This window comes from Cupriavidus sp. H19C3, assembly GCF_049393815.1.
Lineage (GTDB): Bacteria > Pseudomonadota > Gammaproteobacteria > Burkholderiales > Burkholderiaceae > Cupriavidus.
Genome location: NZ_CP184986.1, coordinates 67,697 through 91,787, shown reverse-complemented (window position 1 = coordinate 91,787; position 24,091 = coordinate 67,697). Strand labels below are relative to the sequence as shown.

Here is a 24,091-nt window from a genome sequence, read left to right as displayed (position 1 = left end):
CCGACATGGCAGCGCGCGCCGTGCCGGCAACGGGATGTCAAGAATGGGGGGGCTGCCCCGAGCGGGGCGAAGGATGGCGCGCCGCCCTGGGGCGGCGCGCATACCGGGGCGAAGCAGCGGCAGGACGCCGTCAGCGCGCCTCCGCGGAACGCGTCAGATCACGCCCTGCCCGCGCAGCGCGGCCAGGTCGCCTGCCGTCAGGCCGAGGCGACTGTAGATTTCCTCGTTGTGCTGCCCCACGGCCGGCCCGGTGCAGGGCGCCGGCGGCGCATGCCCCGAGAAGCGCGGCACCGCGCACGGCGCGGGCACGGTGCCGAGCTCGGGGTCGGGCAAGCGGACGATGGCCTCGCGCGCCCGGAAATGCGGGTCATGCACGATGTCCTCGATAGTGAAGATCTTGCTGAACGGGATGTCGTGCGCGTCGAGCGCCGCCGCCACCGTCGCATAATCGTGCGCGCCGAACCAGCCGGCGATCACGGCATCGAGCGCCGCCAGGTTGGCGACGCGCGCGGGATTGGTGGCAAAGCGCGCGTCGTCGGCCAGTGCCGCCGCGCCGATGGCCACGCACAGGCGCCGGAAAATCGGATTCGACGACGCCACCATCGAGACCCACTGTCCATCGCGCGTGGCGTACATGTTGGACGGCGCGGTATAGGTGGCCTGATTGCCGGCGCGCTGGCGCACCTGGCCCAACTGCTCGTATTCCACCGCGAGCGGCTCCAGCAGGCGAAACAGCGCCTCGGTCGCGGACAGGTCGATATCGCGGCCGGGCAGGTCCGGATGCAGGCGGCGCTCCGCTGCGGCGGTGGCAATGGCGAAGGCGCCGAACAGGCCCGCCACCGCATCGCCGGCCGGATAGTTCATATGCATCGGCTGGCCGCCGGCTTCGCCGACCAGATTGGTAAAGCCGCTCATTGCCTCGAAGATGCGCGCAAAGCCGGCGCGCCCGGCGTAGGGGCCGGTCTGGCCGAAGCCGGTCAGGCGCAGCACCGTGAGCCGTGGATTGGCCGCGCGCAGCGTGTCCGCGTCGAGGCCCCAGCGCGCAAGGGTGCCAGCGCGGAAATTCTCCACCAGGACATCAAACCCGGGCAGCAGTTTCAGGAACAACGCCCGCCCCTCGGGCTTGCGCACGTCGAGCGAAATCCCGCGCTTGCCACGGTTGGCCACCTTCCAGTACAGCGGCATGCCGTCCTTGACCGGCGCCAGGCCGCGCAACGGATCGCTGCCATCGGGCAGTTCGAGCTTGACCACCTCCGCGCCCATGTCCGCGCAGAGCGTGGAGGCGAGCGGCGCCGCCACCACGGTCGCCATGTCGAGAATGCGCAGGCCCGCGAGCGGTCCCTGGGCGGCTGGGGATGCCGCCATGCCGGGCGCCGTCATGCTTCCGCCTTGATATTGCGCGCCTTGATCAGCGCGGCCCAGCGCGTGGATTCCGCGCGCATCATCGCGTCGAAGCGCGCGGCGTCCAGGCCCAGGATCTCGGCATCGAGCGCGGCCAGCTTGTGGCGCACGTCCGGCGTCGCCATCGCGGTCTGCAGCGAGCCCGCCAGGTAGTCGACCAGCGGCTGCGGCGTGCCCGCATGCACGGCCAGCCCGTACCACGACTGCACCAGCAGATCCGGATAGCCGGCCTCGGCCATGGTCGGGATATCGGGCAGCGAGCGCGTGCGCTTCTCCGCGTTGACCGCGAGCGGCCGCAGACGCCTGGCCTGGATCATCGGCAGCGCCAGGTTCTGCGAAATCAGCGCGAACTGCAATTGTCCCGCCGCGAGGTCCGGCACCGACGGCGGCTGTCCCTTGTAACCGACATTGGTGGCGCGAATGCCGGTGCGGTCGAAGAACAATTCCTGCGCCAGATGCAGCGAGCTGCCATTGCCTGGCACCGGCACGTTGATACCATCCGGGCGGCCCTTGGCCCAGGCGACGAATTCCTTGAGCGTCCGCGCCGGTACGCCGTCCGGCACCACCGCCACCGATGGCACCGCGGCCACCGCGCCGAGCGCCTGGAAGTTCTGCACGCGAATGCCGGAGTCCGGATAGAGCGACTGCGCCACCACCAGCACCGGCGATACACCGAGCAGCGTATAGCCGTCGGCCGGGGCGCGACTGGCGAAGTCGATGGCGATGCGGCCATCCGCGCCCGGGCGGTTCTCGATGATCACGCGCTGCGGAAGGTCGAGCGACATGCGGTCCAGCGCCGGGCGCAAGGTCACGTCGACCACCCCGCCGGCCGGATACGGCACCACCGCGCGCAACGGCTTGTGGGGAAAGCCGCCCGGCCCGGCAGGGGTGGCGGCGCGCGCCAGCGCCGGCAGCCAGCCGGGCGCGGACAGCATCAGTGCGGTATGCAAGGCGGTCTTGCCAAAGGCGCGACGGTTCATGGTGTCTCCTGTATCGCTGTATTGTTTTACGCCGGCAGGTAGGGGCGCACATGTTCCAGTGCCTGCCGCGTCTCGCGCACCAGGCGCGCCATGATGCGGGCCACCGGCTCCACCTCGCGGATCCACGCCACGCTTTGTCCGGCCGCCTCGTACATCAGCGGCGCAATCTGGTGTTCCTCCACGGCTGCCAGCAGACGGCCGGTCAGGGCCTGCTGATAGGGCATGTCGAGCGGGGCCGGCGCGTCGGGCGCGGCCCACGCATCGGAGAACGCGCTGCGCACCACGCGGCAGGGCTTGCCACTATGGGCGCGCGTAATCACCGTGTCCTCGCTGGCGGCGGCGAGCAGGCGCGCGGTCAGCGCTTGCGGCAGGCGATGCTCGCTGCTGCCGAGCCATACCGTGCCCAGCCACGCACCCTGCGCGCCCATGGCCAGCGCCGCCGCGATCTGGCTGCCCTCGCCGATGCCACCGGCGGCCAGCACCGGCCGGCCCCGCGCCGCCGCGATGATCTGCGGCACCAGCGTAAAGGTGCCGACGTTGCCGGTATGGCCGCCGGCATCGTAGCCCTGCGCGACCAGCACGTCGGCGCCGGCGGCGATGGCCTTTTCCGCATGACGCACCGCTCCGACCAGCGCGATGACCGGCTTGCCCGCGCGCCGGATGCGCGCGAGTGCATCGGGCGGCGTGCCGACACCCGCGGCAAAGACATCGATATCGCTTTCCGCCACCGCGCTCACCTGCTCTTCGAACAGCGCCTGCGAGCGCACGTACTGCGAAAAGAAATTGCCGTGCGTGGCGGGCGGTACGCCAAAGCGCTCGAACAACGTGTCGACGAAACGCCGGTGCGGCGCGGGAATCGCCGCCGCCACGTCCGCAGGCGTGGACACCCCGGGCAGCGCGGTCGGCAACAGCAGGTCGACGGCAACCGGGACGTCGGGACACAGCGCCCGCAGCGCGCGCAATTGCTGCGCCAGCTCGTCGGGGCCGTCGCGCGCCGCCGCATAGACGCCGAGCCCGCCCGCATTGGAGATGGCGGCCGCCACCTCGATGCGATGGGCAAGCCCGAACACCGGGTAACGGATACCCAGGCGCCGGCACAACGCGTTGGTCAGGCAGTCCGTCATCACGCGCCCCCGAACAGGTCCGGCTCGAAGTCCAGGCACGGGTGACGCGGCATCGCCGCGGCGGTTTTCGTCACGTAGCGACCGATCAGGTTCTTGTGAACCTCGCTGGTCCCTTCCCCGATCTGGTTCATCTTGGCATCGCGCAGGAAGCGCTCGATCGGATAGGCGTTCAGATAGCCGTTGCCGCCCAGCACCTGCGCGCAGTCGACCACCACACGCATGCAGAGATCGGTGCTATGCATCTTGGCGATGGAGGCATGGATCGAGGTATCGGGGTCCTTGCGGTCATAGCGCTGCGCGGCGCTGTAGACCAGGCAGCGCGCCGCCTCGATGCGCGCCGCCATGTCCGCCAGCATCCACTGGATGCCCTGGTGCTCGCCCACCGCCATGCCGGATACCTGGCGGTGGCCCGCGTACTGCGCGGCAATCTGCAACGCGCCCGCCATGCGGCCCAGCGCAATCGCGGCGTGGCCCACCCGCGCGCGCACCAGCGTGTCCTGCGCGATCGCCATGCCATGGCCTTCTTCGCCAAGGCGGTGCGAAGCCGGCACGAACACATCTTCCAGGTACACCTCGGCAATGGGCACGCCATGCCAGCCGAGCTTGGGAATGATCGGCGAGACGCTCAGGCCGGGCGCATCGCGCGGCACCAGGAACGCGGTCAGCCCCTTGCTGCCGCTCGGCAACCCGGCCAGCGCGGCCACCACGACAAACATGTCCGCTACCGTGGCGCGCGTGATGAACTTCTTGACGCCCTGCAGGCGATAGCCATCGCCATCGCGCGCAGCAACGGTACGCAGCCGCGCGAGGTCGGAGCCGGCGCCGGGCTCGGTCAGGGCAAACGCCGACTGCTGCTCGCCGCGCACCAGCAGCGGCACCACCTGCCGCGCGAGCGCCGGCTGCGCCCCCGCGACGATCGGCCGCGACGACAGGTCGGTGCCGGTGATCAGGGACGCCGCCGTGCTGCATACCCGGGCGACCTCCTCGATCATCCTGACGCGCAGCAACATGGATGCGTCGCTGCCGCCCAGCGCGCGCGGAAACGCGGTAGCGATCACCCCATGCGCGGCCAGCAGGCGGAAGGTGTCCCAGGCAAAGGCATCGTCGCGACTCGCCGCGTTGGCGATGGGGCCGATATGTTCCTGCGCGAGGGACTGCACGCGCGCAAGCATCTGCGCCTCGTCGGCATCGAGCGGAGCCAGGGGATGATGGTGGGCGGTCAGCGGCATGGGCAGGCACTCCTGGGGGAAGAGGTCGTCGTCATTTGCTGCTAACGATAGAGAGGCGCTATGCTGCAATCAATGCCGCAGGCAGAAACCAGATTTCCACAAAACAGATATCGGGAGACGCCGATGCGTACCGGCGTGCAGGCAGACACTGGGCAGGACCTCACCCTGAAGGCGCTGACGACGTTCGTCACGGTCGCGCGCGAAGGCAGCGTATCGGGCGCGGCCGCGCAACTGGGCGTGGCCCAGTCGGCGGTAAGCCGCCAGGTGGCCGAACTCGAGCGGATGCTCGGCGGCCCGCTCTTCTATCGCAACGGACGCGGCGTGCGGACCACGGCTCTGGCCGAGCAGGTGCTCGAAGACGCGGAGCCGCTGCTGAACGGCGCGCGCCGGCTGGTGGAAAGCGCGCGCGGCCGGGCCGGCAATATCAGCGGTGAGCTGACCATCGGCCTGGTCCCCGCCGTTGCGCCGATCCTGTCCACGCATCTCTATGCCGCAGTGGGCGCCCGGCTGCCGGCCGTGCGCTTGCGCATCGTCGAAGGCTACAGCGGCGATATCGAGACGCGTCTGACGCAGGGCAGCATCGATCTGGCCGTGCTCAACCGCTATCGCGCCGAGGGACGCAACAGTTATCGGCGCCTGTTCGATACGCCCCTGATGCTGGTGGGCAGCCGCGCGTCGATGCGGGCACAGTGGCGCGCGGCCGGCGGTGTGCCCGCATCGATGCCGATGCGGCAGCTCGCGGGGCTGCCGCTGGTCCTGCCGGTGCCGCCCAACGCAATCCGCAATCTGCTCGATGCACTCGGCCAGGCACAGCGTATCGCGCTCAATGTCAGCATGGAGGCCAATTCGTCGGTGGTGATCAAGCGCATCCTGACTGACCACACCGCCTATTCCGTCCTGCCTTATCACGCCGTGGCCGGCGAGCTGGAGCGCGGCGAGTTCGAGGCGGTGGCGCTCAGCGACCGCGCGCTGCGCCAGACCGTGGTGCTTGCGACCAGCAGCCAGCGGCCGTTTACCGAGGCGGCACGGCAAGTCGCGCAGATGATTCCAAAGCTGGCCGAAACGCTGCTGCAGGCAGGCCACTGGCGACGCGGCTGAGAGCCCGTTCCAGTTTCCGGAACATCCACGGAATTCCGCGCTCCTCGCCCAGAATCGTTTGCAGGGCCACCGATGCAGTGGCCCGCAGACGTTCGCGAGGAGACAACGATGAGATTGGCAAGAGACAGTATCGCCACCCGTGCGTGGCGCAATCTGCAGTCGGCGGCGTGGTGGCGCCTGTGGCTGCTGTGCCTGCTGATGGGTGTGGCCGCGCCGGCCGTGCATGCCGAGTATCCCGAGCGGCCGATCCGCCTGGTGGTCGGCTTTCCGCCCGGCGGGGGCGGCGACCTCTACGGCCGCCAGATCGCAGATCAGATGTCGCGCACGCTCGGCCAGCCGGTCGTGGTGGAGAACAAGGGGGGTGCCAGCGGCATGATGGCCGCGGAACAGGTGGCGCACAGCAAACCCGATGGCTACACGCTGCTGATGGGCATGAGCAGCAACATGTCGCTGGCCGCCGCCCTGCGCGGCAAGGAGTTGCCCTACCGCGTGCCCGAGGACTTTGTCGCCATCGGCATGGTAGTGCAGGCCCCGCACGGGCTGTTCGCCGCGGCGGATCGCTACGGCACCGCCAAGGCCGCGCTGGCCGACGCCAGGGTGCGCCAGCTCAGTTATGGCTCGTCCGGCCCAGGTAGCGTCGGCTACGTGACCATGGAAATGATCAAGGCCAAGGCGGGCGTGGAGATCGCACCGATTCCCTATCGCGGCTCCGGCCCCGCCATTACCGATCTCCTGGGTGGCCACACCGACCTGTTCTTTGCCACCGCGCCGCCGATCATGGGTCAGGTGAAAAGTGGCAAGCTCAAGCTGCTGGCCCTCACCGGTGAGCAGCGCACGCCGGCCTTTCCAGATGTGCCAACCTTCCGCGAGCTCGGCATCGATGTGACCGTGACCCAGTGGTATGGCCTGGTCGCGCCGGCCGGCACGCCCGATGCCATCGTGCAGAAGCTGTCGCGCGCCATTTCCGCGGGACTGCGCGACGCGAGCCTGCGCCGCGTGGTCCGCCAGGATGGCGCGCGCGAAGTGGATCTGCCGACGGACAAGTTCCGCCAGTACATTCTCGACGATATCGCGCGCTATCGCGCCGGCATTACCAAGGACCTGCTCGCGACGATGGAGGTGAAATGAACGCCGACGCGACGCTGCCGCACGAATTGACGCGCGCCCTCACGCGTGAGCTGGTGGCGCACAGCCTGGCGATCGGCGCCGGCCATGTCAGTGCCGACGCCATGCGCATCGCGCGCCATAGCCTGCTCGACTGGTTTGCGGTGGCGCACGCGGCGTGGCAGGCGCCACCGGTGCAGATCCTGCTGGCCGAGGCGCGCGCCGAAGGCGGCCTGCCGTGCGCCACGCTGATCGACGGCACGCGCGCCAGCGCGATGCAGGCGGCCCTGATCAACGGCACGGCCTCGCATGTGCTCGATTTCGACGACGCCCATCTGCAATCGCGCGTGCATCCGTCCGTGCCGCTCTGGCCCGCCATCCTGGCCCAGGCCGAAGCCGGCCGGCATGATGGCGCGCAGGCGCTGGCAGCATTCGTCGCCGGCGTGGAACTGCAGAGCCGCGTGGCGTCGCTGATGGGAGAAGCGCATTACCGGCAGGGATGGCACAACACCGCGACGCTCGGCACGCTCGGCGCCACCGTCGCGGTGGCGGCGCTGCTAGGCCTCGATGCGGAGCGTACCGCGCACGCCCTCGGCATTGCCGCCACGCAGGCCGGTGGCATGCGTGCGCTGTTCGGCACCATGTGCAAGCCGCTTCATGCCGGCCACGCCGCGGCCACCGGCTTGCGCGCCGCGCGCCTGGCCGCGCGCGGCTTTGCCGCCGTGCCCGACATCCTGGAGCGGGAGCGGGGTTTTGCCGCGCTTTATGCCGATGCATGGGATGCGGAGGCGATCTGGCAGGACGCTGCCGTCGCGCGCGTGCACGGCATCGTCTACAAGTACCACGCGTCGTGCTACGGCACCCAGGCGCCGATCGAGGCCTGCCTGGCACTGTGCCGGCAGGGCGCGATGGCCGACGAACTCGAGCACGTCGATATCGCGATCGAGCCGCAGTACCTCGATGTCTGCTGCATCGCCGATCCGACCACACCGTCCGAAGCCAGATTCAGCATCGCGCATATGGCGGCGCTGGCATTGTCCGGGCGCAGCACGGTCGCGCCGGCGAGCTTCGACGACGCGCTCGATGATCCCGCGCTGGCCGCGTTGCGTCGCCGCGTTCGCGTGCATGCCGAGCCGGCCATCGCGCGTGCCAATGCGCGGGCGACGGCCACGCTGCGCGCTGGCCGTACGCTGACCAGCCATTGCGATGCCAGCCGCGCCGAGACCGACCTCGACCGCCAGGAGGCGCGCATCGCCGCCAAGGCACGCGCGCTGCTGACGCCGGGGTTGTCCGCTGCGCGCGTGGACGCGTTGATCGCCACCGTGCTGGCCGCCGATACGCTCGACGATATCGCGCGCTGCTTCGCGCCCCTGCGACAGTAAGGCGGCAAGGCGCTGCCAGCGCAAAAAGGGTGTCGGTAATCCCGCCACCCATCAGTGCTGCCAGTACTGATTTACGGCGGCGGCAGCGGTGTCGCCGCCGCGCCCCGCACTCACCCCGCGCGCTTGCCCACCACCCGATCCACAAAGGCCCCAGCCATGCCGGTATAGCCGTGCGGGTCGAGCATGCGATCGATGGTCGCCGCATCGATGCCGGCCGCCACCTTCTCGTTGGCGAGCAACGCTTCGCGGAAGTCGCCGCCGCGCTCGAACACGTCCATGCACACCTCGTAGACGATCTCGTGCGCTTCCTGCCGGCCCAGCCGGTCGCTCAACCCCATCATCACCGCTTCCGACATCAGCAGGCCACGCTGGATAAACAGGTTCTTCTCCATATTGGCGGGCCGCACCGTCAGGTTGGCGCAGACGTAGGCGATCTTGGCCGCTGCCGCGTCGCACATGCAGCACAGGCGCGAAATGAATTCGCGCTCGGTCTGCAGCACGATCTTGTCGCGTTCGTGCTCGGCCATGATCGATTCCAGCGCCATCGGCGCGGTATTGCGCACCAGGCGAGCCAGTGCCACCACGGTCTCGCACGTGGGCGGATTGCGCTTGTGCGGCATGGTGCTGCTGCCGACCTTGCCCATCGCGAACGGTTCCTCGAGTTCCGCGGTCTCGGTCTTCTGCAGGCTGTACACCTCGTGCGCGATCTTGCCGATGGTGCCGGTGCAGATGGCCAGCACACAGGCAAGTTCGGCAATGCTGTCGCGCGACACGTGCCAGTGGATGCGCGGGCAGCCGAGCCCAAGCTCCTCGAACAGGGCCTCCTGCACCGCGATGCCCTTGTCGCCGAGCGCGGCCAGCGTGCCGACCGCCCCCGAGAACTGTCCGATCAGCACGCGCCGCTTCATCTCCTCGAAGCGCTCGCGATTGCGGCGCACTTCCTCGACCCATACCGCGGCCTTGAAGCCGAACGTGATCGGCAGCGCCTGCTGGCCATGGCTGCGCGCGACCATGGTCAGGTCACGATGCGTCTCCGCCAGCTTGACCAGGTGTCCCTCGAGTTCGGCATAGCGGTTGCCGATCACCGCCAGCGCGTCGCGCACCTGCAGGATGGTGCCGGTATCGATAATGTCCTGCGTGGTGGCACCCCAGTGGATGTACTCGGCGGCGTCGCCGCTGCAGACCTTCTTCATCGCGCGCAGCAGCGGTACGATCGGATGGCTGGTGCGATCCATCTCGCGCTTGAGGTCGGCCAGGTCGATCAGTTCGGCGCGCGCCTTGGCGCAGATTTCGTCCGCGGCCTGCTGCGGAATGATGCCGAGGCGGGCCTGCACGCGCGCGAGCGCGGCTTCCACGTCGAGCCACCGTTGCACGGTCTGCTCGTCGCTGAAGATCTCGCGCATCTGCGCGGTGCTGAACTGGTCCCGGAACAGGGCACTGTCGATGACATACGCTCCCATGCTTGTCTCCTCCGTCATTGGCATGTGGATGCCGGGGTCAGGCCGCTTCCTTGAGCTGGCTCACGGCTTCCATCGCATGCAGCGAGTACACGTACGCGGCGCCCGCGTTCAGTGCGATGGCGGTGCCGAGGGCATCGCTGATCTCGGCCTCGGTGGCGCCGGCCTTGATCGCCGCCGCCGCGTGCGACGAAATGCAGCCATCGCAGCGCGTGGTCACCGCCACGGCCAGCGCGATCAGCTCGCGCGTCCTGGCATCGAGCGCGCCGTTGGAGCCCTGCGCGGCGGCCAGGTTGCGATACGCCTCAAGCATCTTCGGGTTGGTGTTGCCGAGGCGGGTGTACGACCGCTTGAGCGTGTTGAGCAGGTCGGACCAGTTGGTGAACATGGACATGCAAAATCTCCGGGTAAGGAAGGTGGATGAAACGTCGCTGAAACGACGCCGAAGTGTCGGTGAAACGTCGGTCGCTAAACGTCGGTGCGTTGGTACGGTCGGCGCCATCCGGCGCACGGGCATCGCCGACAGTCCGATGGGGGCGAGGCTGCGTGCCTAATCCGCGGACACGTTGCCGGCCTTCACGACCTGGCGCCAGCGCGCGATATCGGCCGCCAGGAAGCGACGGAAGAACTCGGGCGATTCCGCCATCGTCTCCGCGCCTTCCGACTGCATGCGCGTGCGAAACGCCGGATCGGCCACGGCCTTGTTGATGGCCGCGTTGAGCCGGTTGACGATGGCCTCGGGCGTGCCGGCCGGCGCCAGCACGCCGTACCACGCCGCCATGGTCATGTTGGGCATGCCGATCTCGGTCATGGTCGGCACCTCCGGCATCACCGGCGAGCGCCGGGCACTGGTAATCGCCAGCACCTTGAGCTTGTCGTTGGCCTTGACCGCCATCACCGACGGGATATTGATGAATGTGTACTGGACCTCGCTGCTCAGCACCGCGACAATCGACGGCGCCGAGCCTTTGTACGGCACGTGGCTGGCCTTGATGCCGGTCTCCTGGCGGAACTGCTCGCCCGCCAGATGCTGCGAGCTGCCGACGCCGGACGACGAGAAATTGATGCCGTCCTCGCCCGTCTTCTTCGCCAGCGCGACAAACTCCTCGACGGTCTTGACGCCGAGCGAAGCCGGCACCACCAGCAGGTTGGGACTCTGGCCGAAGACCGCCACCGGGGCGAAGCTCTTGACCGGATCGTAGTCGAGCTTGCGATAAAGGCTCACGTTGACGGCGGTCGCGCTCGAACTCAGGAACAGCGTATAGCCGTCGGCGGGCGCCCGCGCGACATAGGTCGCGGCAATGTTCTGGCCGGCGCCGGGCTTGTTGTCGACCACGACCGGCTGGCCGAGTTCGGTGCCGATATATTTGCCGATCAGGCGCGCCATGATGTCGGTGCCGCCACCGGGCGCGTAGCCCACCACGAGCCGGATCGGCCGCGACGGATACGGTTCCTCGCCCTGCGCGTACGCGGCCGGTGCCGACCACGCGCCCAGGACAACCGTGGCGGCGGCGATGGCAGCGGCTCTGCGTCCGCTTGCCATGAAATTCAGGCAGTCATGCATTCTTGTCTCCTCCTATGGTTTCTCTCTTCCTGGCGGCCCCGACGGCATCGCTAGGCGCGCCGCTGTCGTACCTGGCTCTCCACGTAGTCGGCCACACGCTGGCGCAGGCCCGCGCGCGCGGCCGAGCGCACCAGGGCGGCGAGATCGCGCGCATCGTCGAGCTCGGCGTTGCCGTCGATGGCGCCGTCGAGCAGGGCATCGCGCGATGCCGCCACGCCAGCGATCGAGGATGGTGTCGCTACCGCCGTCGCTGTTGGCGTCGCTGTTGGCGTCGCTGCTGGCGTCGCTGCTGGCGTCGCTGCTGGCGTCGCTGATGTGGTCGCCGGCGTGGCCGATGGCGTGGTCACCAACGCAAGCACATCCTCCGCTGCCGTCTCCACCAGCGCGCTCGCCAGGCCCGCCGTGGCGGCCTCGGCAGCGCCGATCACACATGCGCTTTCGATCCAGCCGCGTGCCCGCGCCGCGCCAACGCGCGCCGCCAGCCGCCGGCTGCCCAGCACCAGCCCGAAGCCGCGCGCGCCGGGAAAGGCGAAACTCGCGCCGCGCACGGCCAGCCGTTGCGCGCATGCGGCAAACAGATCGGCGCCGGCACCCATGACACGCCCGTGCGCCACCGCAATGGTCGGAAACGGCGCCCGGGCCACGCGCTGCAGCAGCAGTTCGATCCGCGTAAAGCGCGCCAGCAGGCTGTCGTCGGTCTCATCGGCAAGCCCGGACAGGTCGAAGCCCGTGCAGAAATGCCGGCCCGCACCCTGGATGACGACGCAGTCGATCGCGCGCTCGGCATGGCGTCGCGCGCAGTCGTCGAGCGCGACATCGAGCGCGTCCACCAGTTCGCGCGAGAGCGCATTGCCCTGCTCGGGACGGTTCAGCGTCAGCACGCAGCGCGCGCCGTCCCAGCGCTGCATCAGCACCGGCGCGCTCATGTCGGCTGTCTTTCCACGTTGGCATATCCGGAGACAAACGTCTTGGCCACGCCCGTGGCCGGGTCGAACACATGGCGCGACTGCTTGCCGATATCCGTACCATAGACGTGGATGCTGACCGAGACGCGATCGTCGTACGCATTGCGCACCACGTGGATATCGCCGATGGTCGGCGAGACAAAGGCCACGTCGCCCGGCTCCAGCCGTTCGCTCGGACCGGCCTCGGCCATGCCGCCGGCGCCTTGCACGTACGCCTGCCCGACTTCCGCGCCGCGCAGCATGCCGATCGCCCCCCATGTGCAATGGTCATGGATCGGCGTCTTCTGGCCCGGGCCCCACACAAAGCTCACCACGCTGTAGCGGTCCTGCGGGTCCGCGTATAGCAGGTACTGGCGGTAATACTGCGGGTGCGGCTCGGCAAACTGCGGGTCGAGCCAGTCGTCGCGCGCCACCAGATCACCGAGCGCCTTGCCCACGCTTTCCAGCGTCTCGGCCTCGGGACGGTCGCGCTCGGCGACGATGGCATCCATCCGTGCGATAAAACGCGCCAGTGCATCGGCGCCGCTCCTGGTGTCTTGCATGCTTTCAGCTCCGTGGGTTCGTGTGGGTTCGTGTGGGTTCCTGGCGATCCGCAAGCGCGGGTTTCATGGTTCCTGCACCGCGCGGCGCAGCGTCTCGGTGTGGGCGCCCAGCGCCGGCGGGGCGCTGCGCACCGGCAGGCTCTGACCGTCGATGCGCACCGGCGACGCGAAGGTACGCGTGCGGGTCCCGTCCGGCAGCGCGATCTCGCGCACCCAGCGCATGTGGTCCACCTGCGGGTCTTCCAGCGCGTGCGCGTAGTCGTTGATGCGCGAGTGCGGCACGCCGGCCGCGCGGAAGACCTCGATCCAGTGGTCGACGCTCTGCCGCGCAAACACTTCCTCGAGCAGCTCCTTGAGCTCGACCTGATGGCGCGCGCGCAACGTGGGCGAGAGGAAGCGCGGATCGTCCGCCAGCGGTTCCAGCGCGACCGCGCGCAGCACTGCGCGCCACAGCCCGTCGTTACCGGCGGCGATCGCAAAGTAACCGTCGGCCGCGCGGTAAGCCTGGTACGGCGCGTTGCGCGGATGCGCCGAGCCCAGCTTGACCGGGCTGCGCCCGGTGCCGAAGTACTCGCTGGTCTGCAGCGCCCCGATGGCCAGCGTGCAGCCGAACATCGGAATATCGAGATGCGCGCCCTGCCCCGTGGTGCGTGCGCGCAGCAACGCGCTGGCAATCGAGAAGGCACCGTACAGCCCCGAGGCAAAGTCGGACACCGGCACGCCGCACTTGACCGGCGCCTCGGAGTCTCCGGTGACGCTCATCACGCCGGCGGCGGCCTGGATGGTGAGGTCGAAGCCGCCTTCCGCCGCACGCGGGCCGGTCTGGCCGTAGGCCGAGATCGAGCAGTAGACGAGTGCGGGATGCACGGCATGCAGTTGCGGGTAGCCAAGGCCCAGCCGATCCATCACGCCGGGCCGGTTGTTCTCGATGACCACGTCGGCCTGCGCGCACAGACGCAGCGCCACATCGAGGTCCTCGGGACGCTTGAGGTCGAGCACGACCGACTGCTTGTTGCGGTTCAGCGAGGCGAAGTTCTCGCTGAAGCCTGCGGTGATGGGCGGCCATGTGCGCAGCGTATCGCCGCCGGGCGGCTCGATCTTGATCACGTCCGCGCCCATGTCGGCCAGCAGCATGGCGCAGAACGGCCCCGCCGCCACCGTGCAGAACTCCAGCACGCGCACGCCGGACAAGGGGAGATCTTCGGTTCTGAGGTCGGTCATATCGATGTGTTGGTTGTCGTCGCCGGGCAGGCATGACGTTGGCACCGAGTCTAGGGCCGTTCCTTATTTGGACGCATCTGTTCTACACTTTGGAACGATTGCCCTCAGGCCCCTCGCCTTGCATGCTTCCGTGCCATGAACAACACGCTCATCAAAGGTCTCCATCTGCTCGACATCATGGCGCGCCATGGCAGGCCCATCGGTGTCAGCGAACTCGCGGGCATGGCCAATATGCCCAAGAGCGGCGCGCACCGCCTGTTGCAGGCGCTGGTCGATGAGCACTATGTGGTGCGGGTGCCGCCGTCCAGCTACACGGTGTCGATCAAGCTATGGGAACTGGGGTCGGCGGCGCTGTGGAGCTTCGACCTGCGCCGGCACGCCGACACGCTGATGGAGGCGCTGATGCAGTCGACGGGCGAATCGGTCCACCTGTCGGTGCTCGATGGCCGCGAGGTGGTGTACGTCCATAAAGTGGAATGCCCCAACCCGATCCGCGCCTACAGCCAGATCGGCGGGCGCGCGCAGGCCCACTGCGTGGCCACCGGCAAGGCCATGCTGGCGTTTCGCAACCCGCAGTGGCTGGCCGAGATTTCGCACGACTTGCCCGGCGCCACCGCGCGCACCATCGTCGATGCCGACGCCTTCATGCACGAGATGCAGAAGGTGCGTCGCGCCGGCTACGCGATCAATCGTGGCGAGTGGCGCACCGGCGTGAACGGCCTGGCCGCGCCGATCTTCGACGGCACCGGCGCCGTGATCGCCGCGCTCGGCATCTCGGGGCCAGACACACGCCTGCGCCCGACCCGGCTGCGCGACCTGGCGGCACCGGTATGCGGCGCCGCCGAGCAGCTATCCACGGGCCTGGGCGAGATCGGCCCGCATGCCTCGCTGCTGCGCGTGACCAATCACTGGGGCGCGGTGCGCTAGGCGGACCCGCACGTCACGCGCCGAGCCGGCCGGTGTAATCGCCGAGCCGCTTCTCCACGTCGGGGTCGCTCTGCAGGCCGAGCGCCATCAGCTGCCGGATGCGCGCCTGCGCGCCGGGGCGCTGCACCGAGCCGATAAAGCCCGCCCATTCGGCGCCGATCTCGTCGAGCCCGGGCAGGCTGCTGGCGTTGACCAGGCGCTTGATCTCGGCAATGGAAGTCTTGTCGAAGCGCGCGATCCGGCGCGCCATGGTATCGACAAAGCCGTCGAGCGCCTGGTCGGGCAGCGCACGGTTGACGTAACCATAGCGCTCGGCCAGCTCGCCATCGATATCGTTGCCGGAGAGCAGCACCTCCAGTGCGCGCCCGCGCCCCATCAGGCGTGGCAGCCGCGCCATCGGCCCGCCGCCGGGAACCAGCGCGGCGCCGATTTCCCATTGCGACAGCAACGCGTTCTCGCGGCTGGCAAAGCGCATGTCGCAGGCGAGCGCGAGTTCGCTGCCGACGCCGGTGGCGCGGCCGCGGATGGACGCGATCGATACCACCGGCGCCTGCGTGATGCGCACCAGCATATCGGGCAACGGGGGCAGGCCGGTCGGCCCGGCCGGCATATCGGTGGTGTCGGTCAGCGGCGGGACAAAGTCGTAGTGAGTCAGGAAGAAGCCGGGCACGTCGCTGTCGAACACCACGATCCTGACATCTGGATCGCGCTCGAGCGCGCTGACGACCTCGCCAAGTTGCGGCATGGTCCGGGGACCATAGATGTTGTACGGCGGATTGTGGAAGGTGACGCGCCAGTATTCGGCAGACACTTTGGCGAGCCTGACCTGGTCGGGTGCCTCGGTGGCGGACCGGGGCGGCGTAGCTTGCGATGGGCTCATGGGGGCGACTCCAGGAAGACGGCGACCGCGACCTGTCGAATCGTAGGAGCCCACACCACGTTCCGCAAGGCGGCGCATGCAAGTGACGCCAAGGGGCAATGCGGCGCGTGCCGTACAAGGGCCCGGGCGCGGCGGTCCAGGACGTCCTGTCGGGCCAGCGCCGGTGAAGCGGGACACCGATTACCGGGCAAGATCATCAAGGCACGCAATATCACAGCCGATTGATTTGCGCCTCAGTACGCCTTGACCTGCTTCTGGATCGCCGCCGCCGTTTTCAGCAGTGGCGGCACCAGCCGCGTCAGCACATCCGCGAGTTGCCAGCGCGGCGATGGCACGGCGATGTTCACGGCGCCGATCGGCTGGCCCTGGCGGTCGAGGACCGCCGCGGCCACCGAGATATCGCCGACAAACGCCTCCTGGTCGTTGAGCGCATACCCCAGCGCGCGCGCGGCCTCCAGTTTCTCCAGCAGACCCGGCAGGTCGGTTACGGTCTTCGCCGTCATGGCGGTCCGCTTCGAGGCCTTCAGGATGGCCATGGCCCGGGCCTCGTCCATGGCGGCAAGCATCGCGCGCCCGGCCGCGCTGCAGAAAGCCGGCAGGCGCGAGCCGACGTGCAGGTCGACGCTGACCGCGTGGATGCTCGGATAGCGCAGCATGTAGACGATCTCGTGTTCCTGCAGCTCCATCAGGTTCACGGTTTCGCCGACGCGGCGGTTCAACGCTTCGAGGTGCGGCTGTGCGCAGTCGCGCAGCCAGTCCGTGGCCAGCACCGTATGCCCGAACTCCAGCATGCGGCCCGACAGCGTGAATGCACGGGTGCCCGGATCCTGCCGCAGGTATCCCAGCACGCGCAGCGTATGGGTCATGCGCTGCGTGGCACTGCGATCGAGCCCGGCGATCCCGGCCAGTTCCGTCAGCCCCAGCGGGCGTCCGGCCACGTTGAGCGCCTCCAGTACCTGGAAACATTTGGCGACGGCGCCGACAAAGAGCGGGCTGTCGGCGCCGGCGTCCGCGCGCGCATGGGACGCGGCATGGGACACAGCATGGGCCGCAGACGGAGACAGAGGGCGGGAACGGAGACGCGAGGGGGAACGAGGGCTCATCGCAGGAAAAGGAGGAAAGGCGGGAAAATTTTCACCGGCTATTGCATGGCAATAATTGTGTATTGCCAATCAATATAGGCGCACCTAGCATCTCCGTTCAAGCAGGAACACCAATGACCTAACGGGGAGGATCAGCATGGAGCGCCGTCAATTTCTCGTTTCGCTCGCCGCGCTCGCGGCGCAGTCCGGCATCTCGGCCGCGTGGGCGGCGGACTGGCCGCAGCGGCCGTTACGCATGGTGGTGTCCTATCCGCCGGGCGGCAGTACCGATATCGCGGGCCGCCTGCTCGCGGCACCGCTCGGCACTGCCCTGGGTCAGCAGATCGTGGTCGATAACCGTGCCGGGGCCGGCGGCACGCTCGGGGCCAACAATGTGGTGCGCGCCGAGCCCGACGGCTACACGCTCCTGCTTGGTGCATCGCCGGAGATCTCGCTGGTGCCGGTCACCATGAAGAACGCGCCGTACGATCCGGGCACCGACCTCATGCCCATCTCGCTGGTGGGTCAGGTGCCCTTCCTGCTCGTGGTCAATCCCAGGCTGCCGGTGCAGAACCTGCAGGAATTCCTCGCCTATGCGCGCGCCAATCCCGGCAAGCTGAACTACTCCTCCTTCGGCAACAACACGTCGAACCACCTCAATGGCGAACTGTTCAAATCGCTCGGGAAGTTCGAGGCGGTGCATGTCCCCTACAAGGGCAGCGGCCCCTCGATCGCGGACCTGATCGGCGGCCAGGTGCAATACACGCTCGACGGACCGCCTGCCGTGCTGGAACATGTGCGTGCCGGCAAGCTGCGTGCGCTGGCGGTGGCGTCGGCGCAGCGGCTGCCGGCGGCACCGTCGGTGCCGACCTTTGCCGAGGCCGGCCTGCCCAACTTCGTGGCAGGTACCTGGTTCGGCCTGCTGGCGCCGGCCAGGACGCCGTCGACGGTGATTGCCCGCCTGAATCGCGAGGTGGTGGCGGCGCTGGCCTCGCCCGAACTGTCCAAAGCCTTCATGGACCGCAATATCATTCCCTCCGGCAATTCGCCGGAAGCCTTCGAGCGCTTTATCCGCGCCGAAATCGACAAGTGGAAACGCCTCGCTCCCACGCTCGGCATCTCCGCGGAATGACGACCCGCGCCATGCGATTGAACCGGAGATCATATTGAGAACCCTGCTGACCCATGCCACGCTGATCGACTGCGTCTCCAGCGCGCCGCGCCCCGACGCGACCGTGCTGATCGAGGACGGACGCATCGGCGCAATCTTCGAGGCCGGCACCGCGCCCAAGGTCGACGACGCCGAGATACTGGATCTCCGCCATGCCTGCCTCATGCCGGGGCTGTGGGACGTGCATATCCATCCCGACTACTTCCAGTCCCTGACCGACATGTCGCTGCCCGAACAGACCACGCTGTTCGGGCACAAGCTGCAGCAGGCGCTGCTGGAGTCCGGCATCGTCGGCTTCCGCTGCGCCGGCGCGCATCACTATATGGACGTGGCGTGGAAACGGGCTTTCGAGTCGGGCCAGCACCTGGGGCCGCGCCTGTTTGCCTCGGGCCACTTCCTCACCACCACCGGCGGACACTTCCTGACTTCCGGCCACGCGCTCGAATGCGATGGTCCGTACGGCTTTGTCCAGGCCATTCGCGAGCAGATCAAGAACGGCGTCGACCATATCAAGCTGAACCTGTCGGGCGGCATCCTGGGTCCCGCGTGGGACCTGCACCGCCACTCGTTCTTCCTTGAAGAGGAACTGTCGGCCGCCTTCGCCATCTGCAAGCTGCGCGAGTTCAAGGTCATGGCGCACGCCACCAATCCAGCCGCGATAAAGGCCGCGATCCGGCTCGGCGCGCATTCGATCGAGCACGGCTACATCATGGATCGCGAATGCATCGAGATGCTGGTCGAGCACGGTACCTGGTACGTGCCGACGCTGGCCATCAGTCATCTGACGCCCGAGCAGGCCAATAACGAATGGGAGCAGCGCTGGGTCAGGCAGCGCAACCTGGCGCACGCGTTATGCTGCCGCGCCGATGCCGCGGCCGACGTGCATCGCAAGTGGTTCCAGCAGGCGCTTGCCGCGGGCGTGAAGATGGCGCTCGGTTCCGATATCCGCCCGCTCAAGGATGCCGCGCTGCTCGAACTCGGCCTGTGGACGCGCAACGGCGCCACCCCGCTCCAGGCCCTGCAGGCGGCCACGCGCAATGCTGCCGAGCTGTGCGGCGTCGGTCATGAGCTGGGCACGGTCGAGGTCGGCAAGATCGCCGATCTGATCGTGGTGGGCGCCAACCCGCTCGACGACGTCAACCATGTGCGTCAGCTGCAGCTGGTGCTGAAGGACGGCCGCGTGGTCGCCGACAAACGTACCCCCGCCGCATGACCATGTCATTGTCCAGTTCAAGCGCCGCGGACGGGCGCCGCGTGGCCGTGATCGGCGCCGGCATCGTCGGCAGTGCGATCGCGCTGCGTCTGCGCCAGCGTGGCGCGGAAGTGACCCTGATCGATCGCGACGCACCCGGCAGCGGCTGCAGCGCCGGCAATCTCGGCGCAATCAGCCAGACCTCGATTGCCCCGCTGGCGCTGCCCGGCGTGATCGCATCCACGCCGGGCATGCTGCTCGACAAGGAAAGTCCGCTCTACCTGCCGCTGTATTACCTGCCACGGGCCCTGCCGTGGCTGCTGAAGTTTGTCGCCTCGGCCACGCCCGACAAGGTGGCGCACGCCGCCGCGACGCTGCACGCGTTGCATGCCGGCACCCTCGACATGCACGAGCGCATGACGCGCGAACTCGGCGTGCCGGAGCTGTTTCTCCGGCGCGGGCAGCTGCATGTGTATCCCGACGAGCAGGCGCTGGCCAAGGACGCCACCGGCTGGCGGCTGCGCCGCGAGTACGGCTACCATTGCGAGCGACTCGACCGCGCCGGCATCGAGGCGCTGGAGCCGCGTCTGGCGGCACGCTATCGCGTCGGCATGTATCTCGCCGACCAGGCCACCATTCTCAACCCACGGCGCTACGTGGAGGCCATGGCCGGCGCATTCGTGGCGCAGGGTGGCACCCTCGCCCGTGCAACCGTCGCCGCGCTGCAACCGGCCGGGCACCAGTGGCAGGTACGCGGCACCCCTGCACTGGCGCAGGACATGCGCCCCTATGACCATGTGGTGGTTGCCGCCGGCGCATGGTCGCGTGCGCTGCTCGATCCGCTCGGCGTTGCGCTGGCACTGGAAAGCCAGCGTGGCTATCACGTGCAGTTCGCCGGCGGCGCCGAGGCGGTCTCGCGTACCGTGGTGCTGGCCGACCGCAAGGTCTTTATCGCGCCCATGGAGGAAGGGTTGCGCGTGGGCGGCACGGTCGAGATTGGCGGCCTGGTGCGGCCGCCCAATCCGCGCCGCGCCGCCATGCTGGAGCGCATCGCGCGCGACAGCATCGCCGGCATCGATCACCTGCAGGGGCGGCCGTGGATGGGCCACCGGCCGTGCATGCCCGATTCGCTGCCGCGCATCGGCCCGGTGGAAGGCCGCGCGGGACTGTGGCTCGCGGTCGGTCACGGCCATCTGGGCCTGACCGATTCCCTGCCCACGGCGGAGCGGATCGCCGACGGCATCCTGGGACCCGCGCCCGCCCCCCGGTGATGGCCCGCGGGGTGCGCGCAAGCGACCCCGGGGCAGCTCGCCCGGCGCGCGCGCCTGCGGCGCGGAGAGCGCCGACGACGTAGTCAGACCGCCACCGACAGGAAGCGCGCGGCGCATTGCCTACCCTGCTACTGCATCGCCAGCGCGCTCCGGGGGAATCGCCATGCAACGCACGCCGCAGCGGATGTCGCTTCGCAGCCTCACGGCTCTGCTCAAGGACACCGTCTCTGCCTGGCTCGACGACTACGCGCCCAGCATGGGTGCGGCGCTCGCTTACTACACCGTGTTCTCGGTGGCCCCCCTGCTGTTGATCGTCATCTCCGTCGCCGGCCTCGCCTTCGGCGCGGAAGCCGCGCGTGGCGCGGTGGTCGAGCAGATCGGCGGCATGGTCGGCGTGGAAGGCGCCAAGGCCATCGAGAGCATGCTGCTCTCGCTCAGCGAGCCGGCCGCGGGCACCACCACCGCGCTGCTCAGCACCGTCACGCTGCTGGTCGGAGCCACCACCGTGTTCGCCGAACTGCAGGACGCGCTCGATCGCATCTGGCAGGTCCCCGACCGCAAGAAGCCGTCCGGCATCTGGGAACTCCTGCGCGCGCGCGTGCTGTCGTTCGGCATGATCATGGGCATCGGCTTCCTGCTGGTGGTCTCGCTGGTTGCCAGCGCGGCACTGGCCGCCGTCGGGCGCTACTGGGGCTCGATGTTCGGCGGCGGCGAGAGCGTCGCGCATCTGCTCGACATGGTGCTGAGCTTTGCCTTCATCACGCTGGTCTTCGCCATGATCTACAAGATCATGCCGCATGCGAACGTGCGCTGGCCCGACGTATGGCTCGGCGCGGTGGTGACCTCGCTGCTCTTCACCATCGGCAAACTGCTGATCGGCCTGTATATCGGCACGACCGGCATCGCCACCGGCTACGGCGCGGCGGGCTCGCTGGTGATCATCCTGGTATGGGTCTACTACTCCGCGCAGATCTTCCTGCTCGGCGCCGAGTTCACATGGCTCTACGCCAATCGGTTCGGCTCGCGGCGCGGGCAGTCCGATGGCAACCAGGCGGCCGGCATCGGCGCTGCCAAGGCAGGCCCGAAGTCGACGCCGTCGAGAAAATACGGCGCGTAATCATCCGGCGCATCACCATACCCGCAGCGCCGCGCGGGCGACGGCCTGAGCCAGGCGGCGCGTTGGCATGCACGCGTGTCTGCCCGGCCGGCATGCGGACACCGCATGCCGGCAAATCAGGCCCAGCGCAGCACCAGCGGATCGAGCCGCCTGGCGATCTGGAGCAGTTCCGCGCGGGTGGCCGCGGGCATCACTGGCATGGGATGACGCGGGGCGTCGGAGGCAATGATGCCGCCGGCCTTCATCAGGGCCTTCGCGGTCAGGATGCCGCCCTGGCGGTTCTCATGGTTGATCAGCGGCAACCACTGCTGGTACCGCTCGAACGCGAGGTCGCCATTGCCCGCGCGGTGCGCTTCGAGGATCGGGCGGATGCCGTCCGGGAATCCCCCACCGGTCATGGCGCCGGTTGCGCCGGCTTCGAGGTCGGCCAGCAGCGTGATGGCTTCTTCCCCGTCCCACGGGCCTTCCACGGCGGCGCCACCCAGCGCGATCAACTCGCGCAGCTTGTTCGCCGCGCCCGGCGTTTCGATCTTGAAGTACGACACCTGCTCGATCTCGATGGCCATGCGCGCCAGCAACGACGCCGACAGCACCGTGCCGCTGGCCGGCGCGTCCTGGATCATGATGGGAATCGCGATGGCGTCGGAGAGCTGGGCGAAGAACTCGTAGATCCTCGGCTCGGGCACCCGGAAGGTGGCGCCATGGTAGGGCGGCATCACCATCACCATGGCGGCGCCGAGCGCCTGCGCCTGGCGGCTGCGCGCGATGCACACCTGCGTGCTGTAGTGCGTGGTGGTCACGATGACCGGCACGCGTCCCGCCACATGCTCCAGTACGGTACGCGTGAGGGTGTCGCGCTCGGCGTCGGACAGCGCAAACTGCTCGGAGAAGTTGGCGAGAATGCAGAGCCCATCGGACCCCGCATCGATCATGAAGTCCACCGCGCGTTTCTGGCTGGCCAGGTCCAGTTCGCCCGAGTCCGTGAAGGTGGTCGGCACGACCGGGAAAATGCCGCGATAGCGCGGCGCGAGCTTGGTATTCATTCCCTCTCCGAAGATTGCATCAGGTGCGTTGCGGATCCAGCGCCGCGCGCACCACAAACGTCATGACGACGGCGAACACCAGCATCGCGGCGAGGAAGTACAGCCCCGCGGCGATGCTGCCGGTCGCATCCTTGATCACGCCGATGCCGAACGGGCCCAGATATCCGCCCAGGTTGGCCAGCGAGTTGATGGTCGCGATCCCCACCGCCGCGCTCGCGCCGGTCAGGAACTGGCCGGGCAAGGCCCACACCACGGCCTGGATCGAATAGATCGAAAACGCCGTCAGGCAGATAAACAGGAATTGCAGCGCCGGGGTCTGCACCCACGCGCTCGCCGCCATGGTGAGCGCCGCCGCCGCCGATACCACCACGATATGCCAGTAGCGCTCGCCCTTGCGGTCCGAGTGTCGCGGCACCAGGTACAAACCCACCACCGCAAACAGATACGGCACGGCGGACAGCAGCCCGGTGGTGGCATCGCTCACGCCAAACTGCTTGATGATGGTCGGCAGCCACAGCGACAGGCCATAGATGCTGAGCGGAAACGGCAGGAACAGCAGCGAGAGCAACAGCACGCGCTTGTCCTTGAGCGCGGCGAGCGGATTGCCATGCGCCTTGAGCGCGAACGTCTTGCGGTCTGCCGACAGCTCGCGCTCGATCCAGGCGCGATCCCCGGGCGCCAGCCACTTTGCATCCGCCGGCGTTTCCGGAATCAGGCGCAGCGTCGGCAGGCACAACAGCACGGCAGGCAGGCCACTGATGACAAACAGCGTCTGCCAGTTCGACATGCCGAACATCCCGGACATCGACAGGATCCAGCCCGCGATGGGACCGGTCACGATCAGCGCGATCGGCTGTGCCAGCACCAGCAGGCCGATGATGCGTGCGCGATGCCGCATCGGGAACCACTTGGTCAGGAAGTACAGGATGCCCGGATACAGGCCCGCTTCCGCCGCGCCGAGCAGAAAGCGCATCACGTAGAACGTGGTGGCGTCGTGGATCAGCGCCATCGCCATCGTGATCACGCCCCACGTGAACAGGATGCGCGCGAACCAGCGGCGCGCGCCAAACCGTTCGAGCGCGAGATTGCTGGGCACTTCGCACAGAAAGTAGCCGACGAAGAACAACCCCGCGCCAAGTCCGTACGCCGCGTCGCTGAGGCCGATCGCCGCGTTCATATGGAGCTTGGCAAAGCCGACCACCGAGCGATCGATATACGCAACCACGTATATCAACGCCAGGAACGGAATCAGCTTGCGCGTCAGCATGCCGATGATGCGTGCCTCGTCGTTGGCGTCAGCTTCGGCATGGTCCGGCAGCGGTAGCGGTACCGGCCGCTCCA

At 68.4% G+C, this 24,091-nt stretch carries 22 protein-coding genes; 8 read left to right on the top strand and 14 right to left on the bottom strand.

Annotated elements, in window-relative coordinates:
* Positions 1-153: 153 nt before the first annotated feature.
* From DFLDMN_RS19935 to DFLDMN_RS19920, 4 genes are read right to left on the bottom strand one after another with little or no spacing between them, the layout of a single operon-like run.
* Positions 154-1,365, bottom strand: a complete 1,212-nt coding sequence (locus DFLDMN_RS19935) for a CaiB/BaiF CoA transferase family protein (RefSeq protein ID WP_423199605.1) — start codon at positions 1,363-1,365, stop codon at positions 154-156.
* Between the two features lie 11 nt (positions 1,366-1,376).
* Complete coding sequence (locus DFLDMN_RS19930) at positions 1,377-2,381, bottom strand: Bug family tripartite tricarboxylate transporter substrate binding protein (protein ID WP_423199604.1); 1,005 nt, start codon at positions 2,379-2,381, stop codon at positions 1,377-1,379.
* A gap of 26 nt (positions 2,382-2,407) precedes the next feature.
* Complete coding sequence (locus DFLDMN_RS19925) at positions 2,408-3,505, bottom strand: NAD(P)H-dependent flavin oxidoreductase (RefSeq protein ID WP_423199603.1); 1,098 nt, start codon at positions 3,503-3,505, stop codon at positions 2,408-2,410.
* Complete coding sequence (locus DFLDMN_RS19920; protein WP_423199602.1) at positions 3,505-4,734, bottom strand: acyl-CoA dehydrogenase family protein; 1,230 nt, start codon at positions 4,732-4,734, stop codon at positions 3,505-3,507. The genes DFLDMN_RS19925 and DFLDMN_RS19920 overlap by 1 nt, the downstream gene beginning before the upstream one ends.
* 123 nt (positions 4,735-4,857) lie before the next feature.
* Here DFLDMN_RS19920 and DFLDMN_RS19915 point away from each other — a divergent pair, with 123 nt between their 5' ends.
* The 3 genes from DFLDMN_RS19915 to DFLDMN_RS19905 all read left to right on the top strand — a co-directional run bounded on the left by DFLDMN_RS19915 (position 4,858) and on the right by DFLDMN_RS19905 (position 8,318).
* Positions 4,858-5,832: a LysR family transcriptional regulator gene (locus DFLDMN_RS19915; RefSeq protein ID WP_423199601.1), complete on the top strand. Its 975-nt coding sequence runs from the start codon at positions 4,858-4,860 to the stop codon at positions 5,830-5,832.
* 108 nt (positions 5,833-5,940) lie between these two features.
* The gene (locus DFLDMN_RS19910; RefSeq protein WP_423199600.1) at positions 5,941-6,960 is read left to right on the top strand and encodes a Bug family tripartite tricarboxylate transporter substrate binding protein; all 1,020 of its coding nucleotides are present in this window, start codon (positions 5,941-5,943) and stop codon (positions 6,958-6,960) included.
* A complete protein-coding gene (locus DFLDMN_RS19905) occupies positions 6,957-8,318 on the top strand; it encodes an MmgE/PrpD family protein (RefSeq protein ID WP_423199599.1) in 1,362 nt (453 codons plus the stop codon). Before DFLDMN_RS19910 ends, DFLDMN_RS19905 begins: the two co-directional genes overlap by 4 nt.
* A 110-nt stretch (positions 8,319-8,428) precedes the next feature.
* Here the strand turns inward: DFLDMN_RS19905 and purB are convergent, their stop codons facing one another.
* The 6 genes from purB to DFLDMN_RS19875 all read right to left on the bottom strand — a co-directional run bounded on the left by purB (position 8,429) and on the right by DFLDMN_RS19875 (position 14,067).
* A complete protein-coding gene (gene purB, locus DFLDMN_RS19900; protein WP_423199598.1) occupies positions 8,429-9,778 on the bottom strand; it encodes an adenylosuccinate lyase in 1,350 nt (449 codons plus the stop codon).
* Positions 9,779-9,815: 37 nt separating this feature from the next.
* Positions 9,816-10,163, bottom strand: coding sequence for a carboxymuconolactone decarboxylase family protein (locus DFLDMN_RS19895; protein ID WP_423200517.1), 348 nt, complete (start codon positions 10,161-10,163; stop codon positions 9,816-9,818).
* A gap of 162 nt (positions 10,164-10,325) precedes the next feature.
* Positions 10,326-11,339, bottom strand: coding sequence for a tripartite tricarboxylate transporter substrate binding protein (locus tag DFLDMN_RS19890; RefSeq protein WP_423199597.1), 1,014 nt, complete (start codon positions 11,337-11,339; stop codon positions 10,326-10,328).
* Positions 11,340-11,389: 50 nt separating this feature from the next.
* On the bottom strand, positions 11,390-12,265 hold the full coding sequence (locus DFLDMN_RS19885) for an enoyl-CoA hydratase/isomerase family protein (RefSeq protein WP_423199596.1): 876 nt from the start codon (positions 12,263-12,265) through the stop codon (positions 11,390-11,392).
* Positions 12,262-12,846: a cysteine dioxygenase gene (locus tag DFLDMN_RS19880; protein WP_423199595.1), complete on the bottom strand. Its 585-nt coding sequence runs from the start codon at positions 12,844-12,846 to the stop codon at positions 12,262-12,264. The genes DFLDMN_RS19885 and DFLDMN_RS19880 overlap by 4 nt, the downstream gene beginning before the upstream one ends.
* 63 nt (positions 12,847-12,909) lie before the next feature.
* On the bottom strand, positions 12,910-14,067 hold the full coding sequence (locus DFLDMN_RS19875; RefSeq protein WP_423199594.1) for a CaiB/BaiF CoA transferase family protein: 1,158 nt from the start codon (positions 14,065-14,067) through the stop codon (positions 12,910-12,912).
* A gap of 135 nt (positions 14,068-14,202) precedes the next feature.
* Between DFLDMN_RS19875 and DFLDMN_RS19870 the strand changes: the two genes are divergently transcribed.
* A complete protein-coding gene (locus tag DFLDMN_RS19870) occupies positions 14,203-14,994 on the top strand; it encodes an IclR family transcriptional regulator (protein WP_423199593.1) in 792 nt (263 codons plus the stop codon).
* 13 nt (positions 14,995-15,007) lie between these two features.
* Here DFLDMN_RS19870 and DFLDMN_RS19865 read toward each other — a convergent pair whose 3' ends face one another.
* Positions 15,008-15,874, bottom strand: coding sequence for an enoyl-CoA hydratase/isomerase family protein (locus DFLDMN_RS19865; protein WP_423199592.1), 867 nt, complete (start codon positions 15,872-15,874; stop codon positions 15,008-15,010).
* 233 nt (positions 15,875-16,107) lie between these two features.
* Positions 16,108-16,914 (bottom strand): IclR family transcriptional regulator, encoded by an 807-nt coding sequence (locus DFLDMN_RS19860; protein WP_423199591.1) that lies wholly within the window; start codon positions 16,912-16,914, stop codon positions 16,108-16,110.
* 199 nt (positions 16,915-17,113) lie between these two features.
* Here DFLDMN_RS19860 and DFLDMN_RS19855 point away from each other — a divergent pair, with 199 nt between their 5' ends.
* The 4 genes from DFLDMN_RS19855 to DFLDMN_RS19840 all read left to right on the top strand — a co-directional run bounded on the left by DFLDMN_RS19855 (position 17,114) and on the right by DFLDMN_RS19840 (position 21,707).
* A complete protein-coding gene (locus DFLDMN_RS19855) occupies positions 17,114-18,088 on the top strand; it encodes a Bug family tripartite tricarboxylate transporter substrate binding protein (protein WP_423199590.1) in 975 nt (324 codons plus the stop codon).
* A 34-nt stretch (positions 18,089-18,122) separates the two neighbouring features.
* Positions 18,123-19,340 (top strand): amidohydrolase family protein, encoded by a 1,218-nt coding sequence (locus DFLDMN_RS19850; protein WP_423199589.1) that lies wholly within the window; start codon positions 18,123-18,125, stop codon positions 19,338-19,340.
* 2 nt (positions 19,341-19,342) lie between these two features.
* Positions 19,343-20,590, top strand: coding sequence for an NAD(P)/FAD-dependent oxidoreductase (locus DFLDMN_RS19845; protein WP_423199588.1), 1,248 nt, complete (start codon positions 19,343-19,345; stop codon positions 20,588-20,590).
* A 163-nt stretch (positions 20,591-20,753) separates the two neighbouring features.
* Positions 20,754-21,707: a YihY/virulence factor BrkB family protein gene (locus DFLDMN_RS19840; protein ID WP_423199586.1), complete on the top strand. Its 954-nt coding sequence runs from the start codon at positions 20,754-20,756 to the stop codon at positions 21,705-21,707.
* 116 nt (positions 21,708-21,823) lie between these two features.
* On the opposite strand, the gene DFLDMN_RS19835 is transcribed toward DFLDMN_RS19840, so the two are convergent.
* Both DFLDMN_RS19835 and DFLDMN_RS19830 read right to left on the bottom strand, forming a co-directional pair.
* Positions 21,824-22,750 carry a dihydrodipicolinate synthase family protein gene (locus tag DFLDMN_RS19835; RefSeq protein ID WP_423199585.1) on the bottom strand — a complete coding sequence of 309 codons (927 nt, stop codon included), beginning with the start codon at positions 22,748-22,750 and terminating at the stop codon, positions 21,824-21,826.
* Positions 22,751-22,769: 19 nt separating this feature from the next.
* Complete coding sequence (locus DFLDMN_RS19830; protein WP_423200516.1) at positions 22,770-24,068, bottom strand: MFS transporter; 1,299 nt, start codon at positions 24,066-24,068, stop codon at positions 22,770-22,772.
* Between the last annotated feature and the right edge of the window lie 23 nt (positions 24,069-24,091).

Coding starts and splice junctions, on each gene's coding strand:
- DFLDMN_RS19840 (WP_423199586.1), top strand. CDS start 20,754: ATGCAACGCACGCCGCAGCGGATGTCGCTTCGCAGCCTCACGGCTCTG.
- DFLDMN_RS19875 (WP_423199594.1), bottom strand. CDS start 14,067: ATGACCGACCTCAGAACCGAAGATCTCCCCTTGTCCGGCGTGCGCGTG.
- DFLDMN_RS19910 (WP_423199600.1), top strand. CDS start 5,941: ATGAGATTGGCAAGAGACAGTATCGCCACCCGTGCGTGGCGCAATCTG.
- DFLDMN_RS19920 (WP_423199602.1), bottom strand. CDS start 4,734: ATGCCGCTGACCGCCCACCATCATCCCCTGGCTCCGCTCGATGCCGAC.
- DFLDMN_RS19915 (WP_423199601.1), top strand. CDS start 4,858: ATGCGTACCGGCGTGCAGGCAGACACTGGGCAGGACCTCACCCTGAAG.
- DFLDMN_RS19890 (WP_423199597.1), bottom strand. CDS start 11,339: ATGCATGACTGCCTGAATTTCATGGCAAGCGGACGCAGAGCCGCTGCC.
- DFLDMN_RS19835 (WP_423199585.1), bottom strand. CDS start 22,750: ATGAATACCAAGCTCGCGCCGCGCTATCGCGGCATTTTCCCGGTCGTG.
- DFLDMN_RS19870 (WP_423199593.1), top strand. CDS start 14,203: ATGAACAACACGCTCATCAAAGGTCTCCATCTGCTCGACATCATGGCG.
- DFLDMN_RS19855 (WP_423199590.1), top strand. CDS start 17,114: ATGGAGCGCCGTCAATTTCTCGTTTCGCTCGCCGCGCTCGCGGCGCAG.
- DFLDMN_RS19845 (WP_423199588.1), top strand. CDS start 19,343: ATGTCATTGTCCAGTTCAAGCGCCGCGGACGGGCGCCGCGTGGCCGTG.
- DFLDMN_RS19925 (WP_423199603.1), bottom strand. CDS start 3,505: ATGACGGACTGCCTGACCAACGCGTTGTGCCGGCGCCTGGGTATCCGT.
- DFLDMN_RS19880 (WP_423199595.1), bottom strand. CDS start 12,846: ATGCAAGACACCAGGAGCGGCGCCGATGCACTGGCGCGTTTTATCGCA.
- DFLDMN_RS19930 (WP_423199604.1), bottom strand. CDS start 2,381: ATGAACCGTCGCGCCTTTGGCAAGACCGCCTTGCATACCGCACTGATG.
- DFLDMN_RS19935 (WP_423199605.1), bottom strand. CDS start 1,365: ATGGCGGCATCCCCAGCCGCCCAGGGACCGCTCGCGGGCCTGCGCATT.
- DFLDMN_RS19895 (WP_423200517.1), bottom strand. CDS start 10,163: ATGTTCACCAACTGGTCCGACCTGCTCAACACGCTCAAGCGGTCGTAC.
- purB (WP_423199598.1), bottom strand. CDS start 9,778: ATGGGAGCGTATGTCATCGACAGTGCCCTGTTCCGGGACCAGTTCAGC.
- DFLDMN_RS19865 (WP_423199592.1), bottom strand. CDS start 15,874: ATGAGCCCATCGCAAGCTACGCCGCCCCGGTCCGCCACCGAGGCACCC.
- DFLDMN_RS19885 (WP_423199596.1), bottom strand. CDS start 12,265: ATGAGCGCGCCGGTGCTGATGCAGCGCTGGGACGGCGCGCGCTGCGTG.
- DFLDMN_RS19905 (WP_423199599.1), top strand. CDS start 6,957: ATGAACGCCGACGCGACGCTGCCGCACGAATTGACGCGCGCCCTCACG.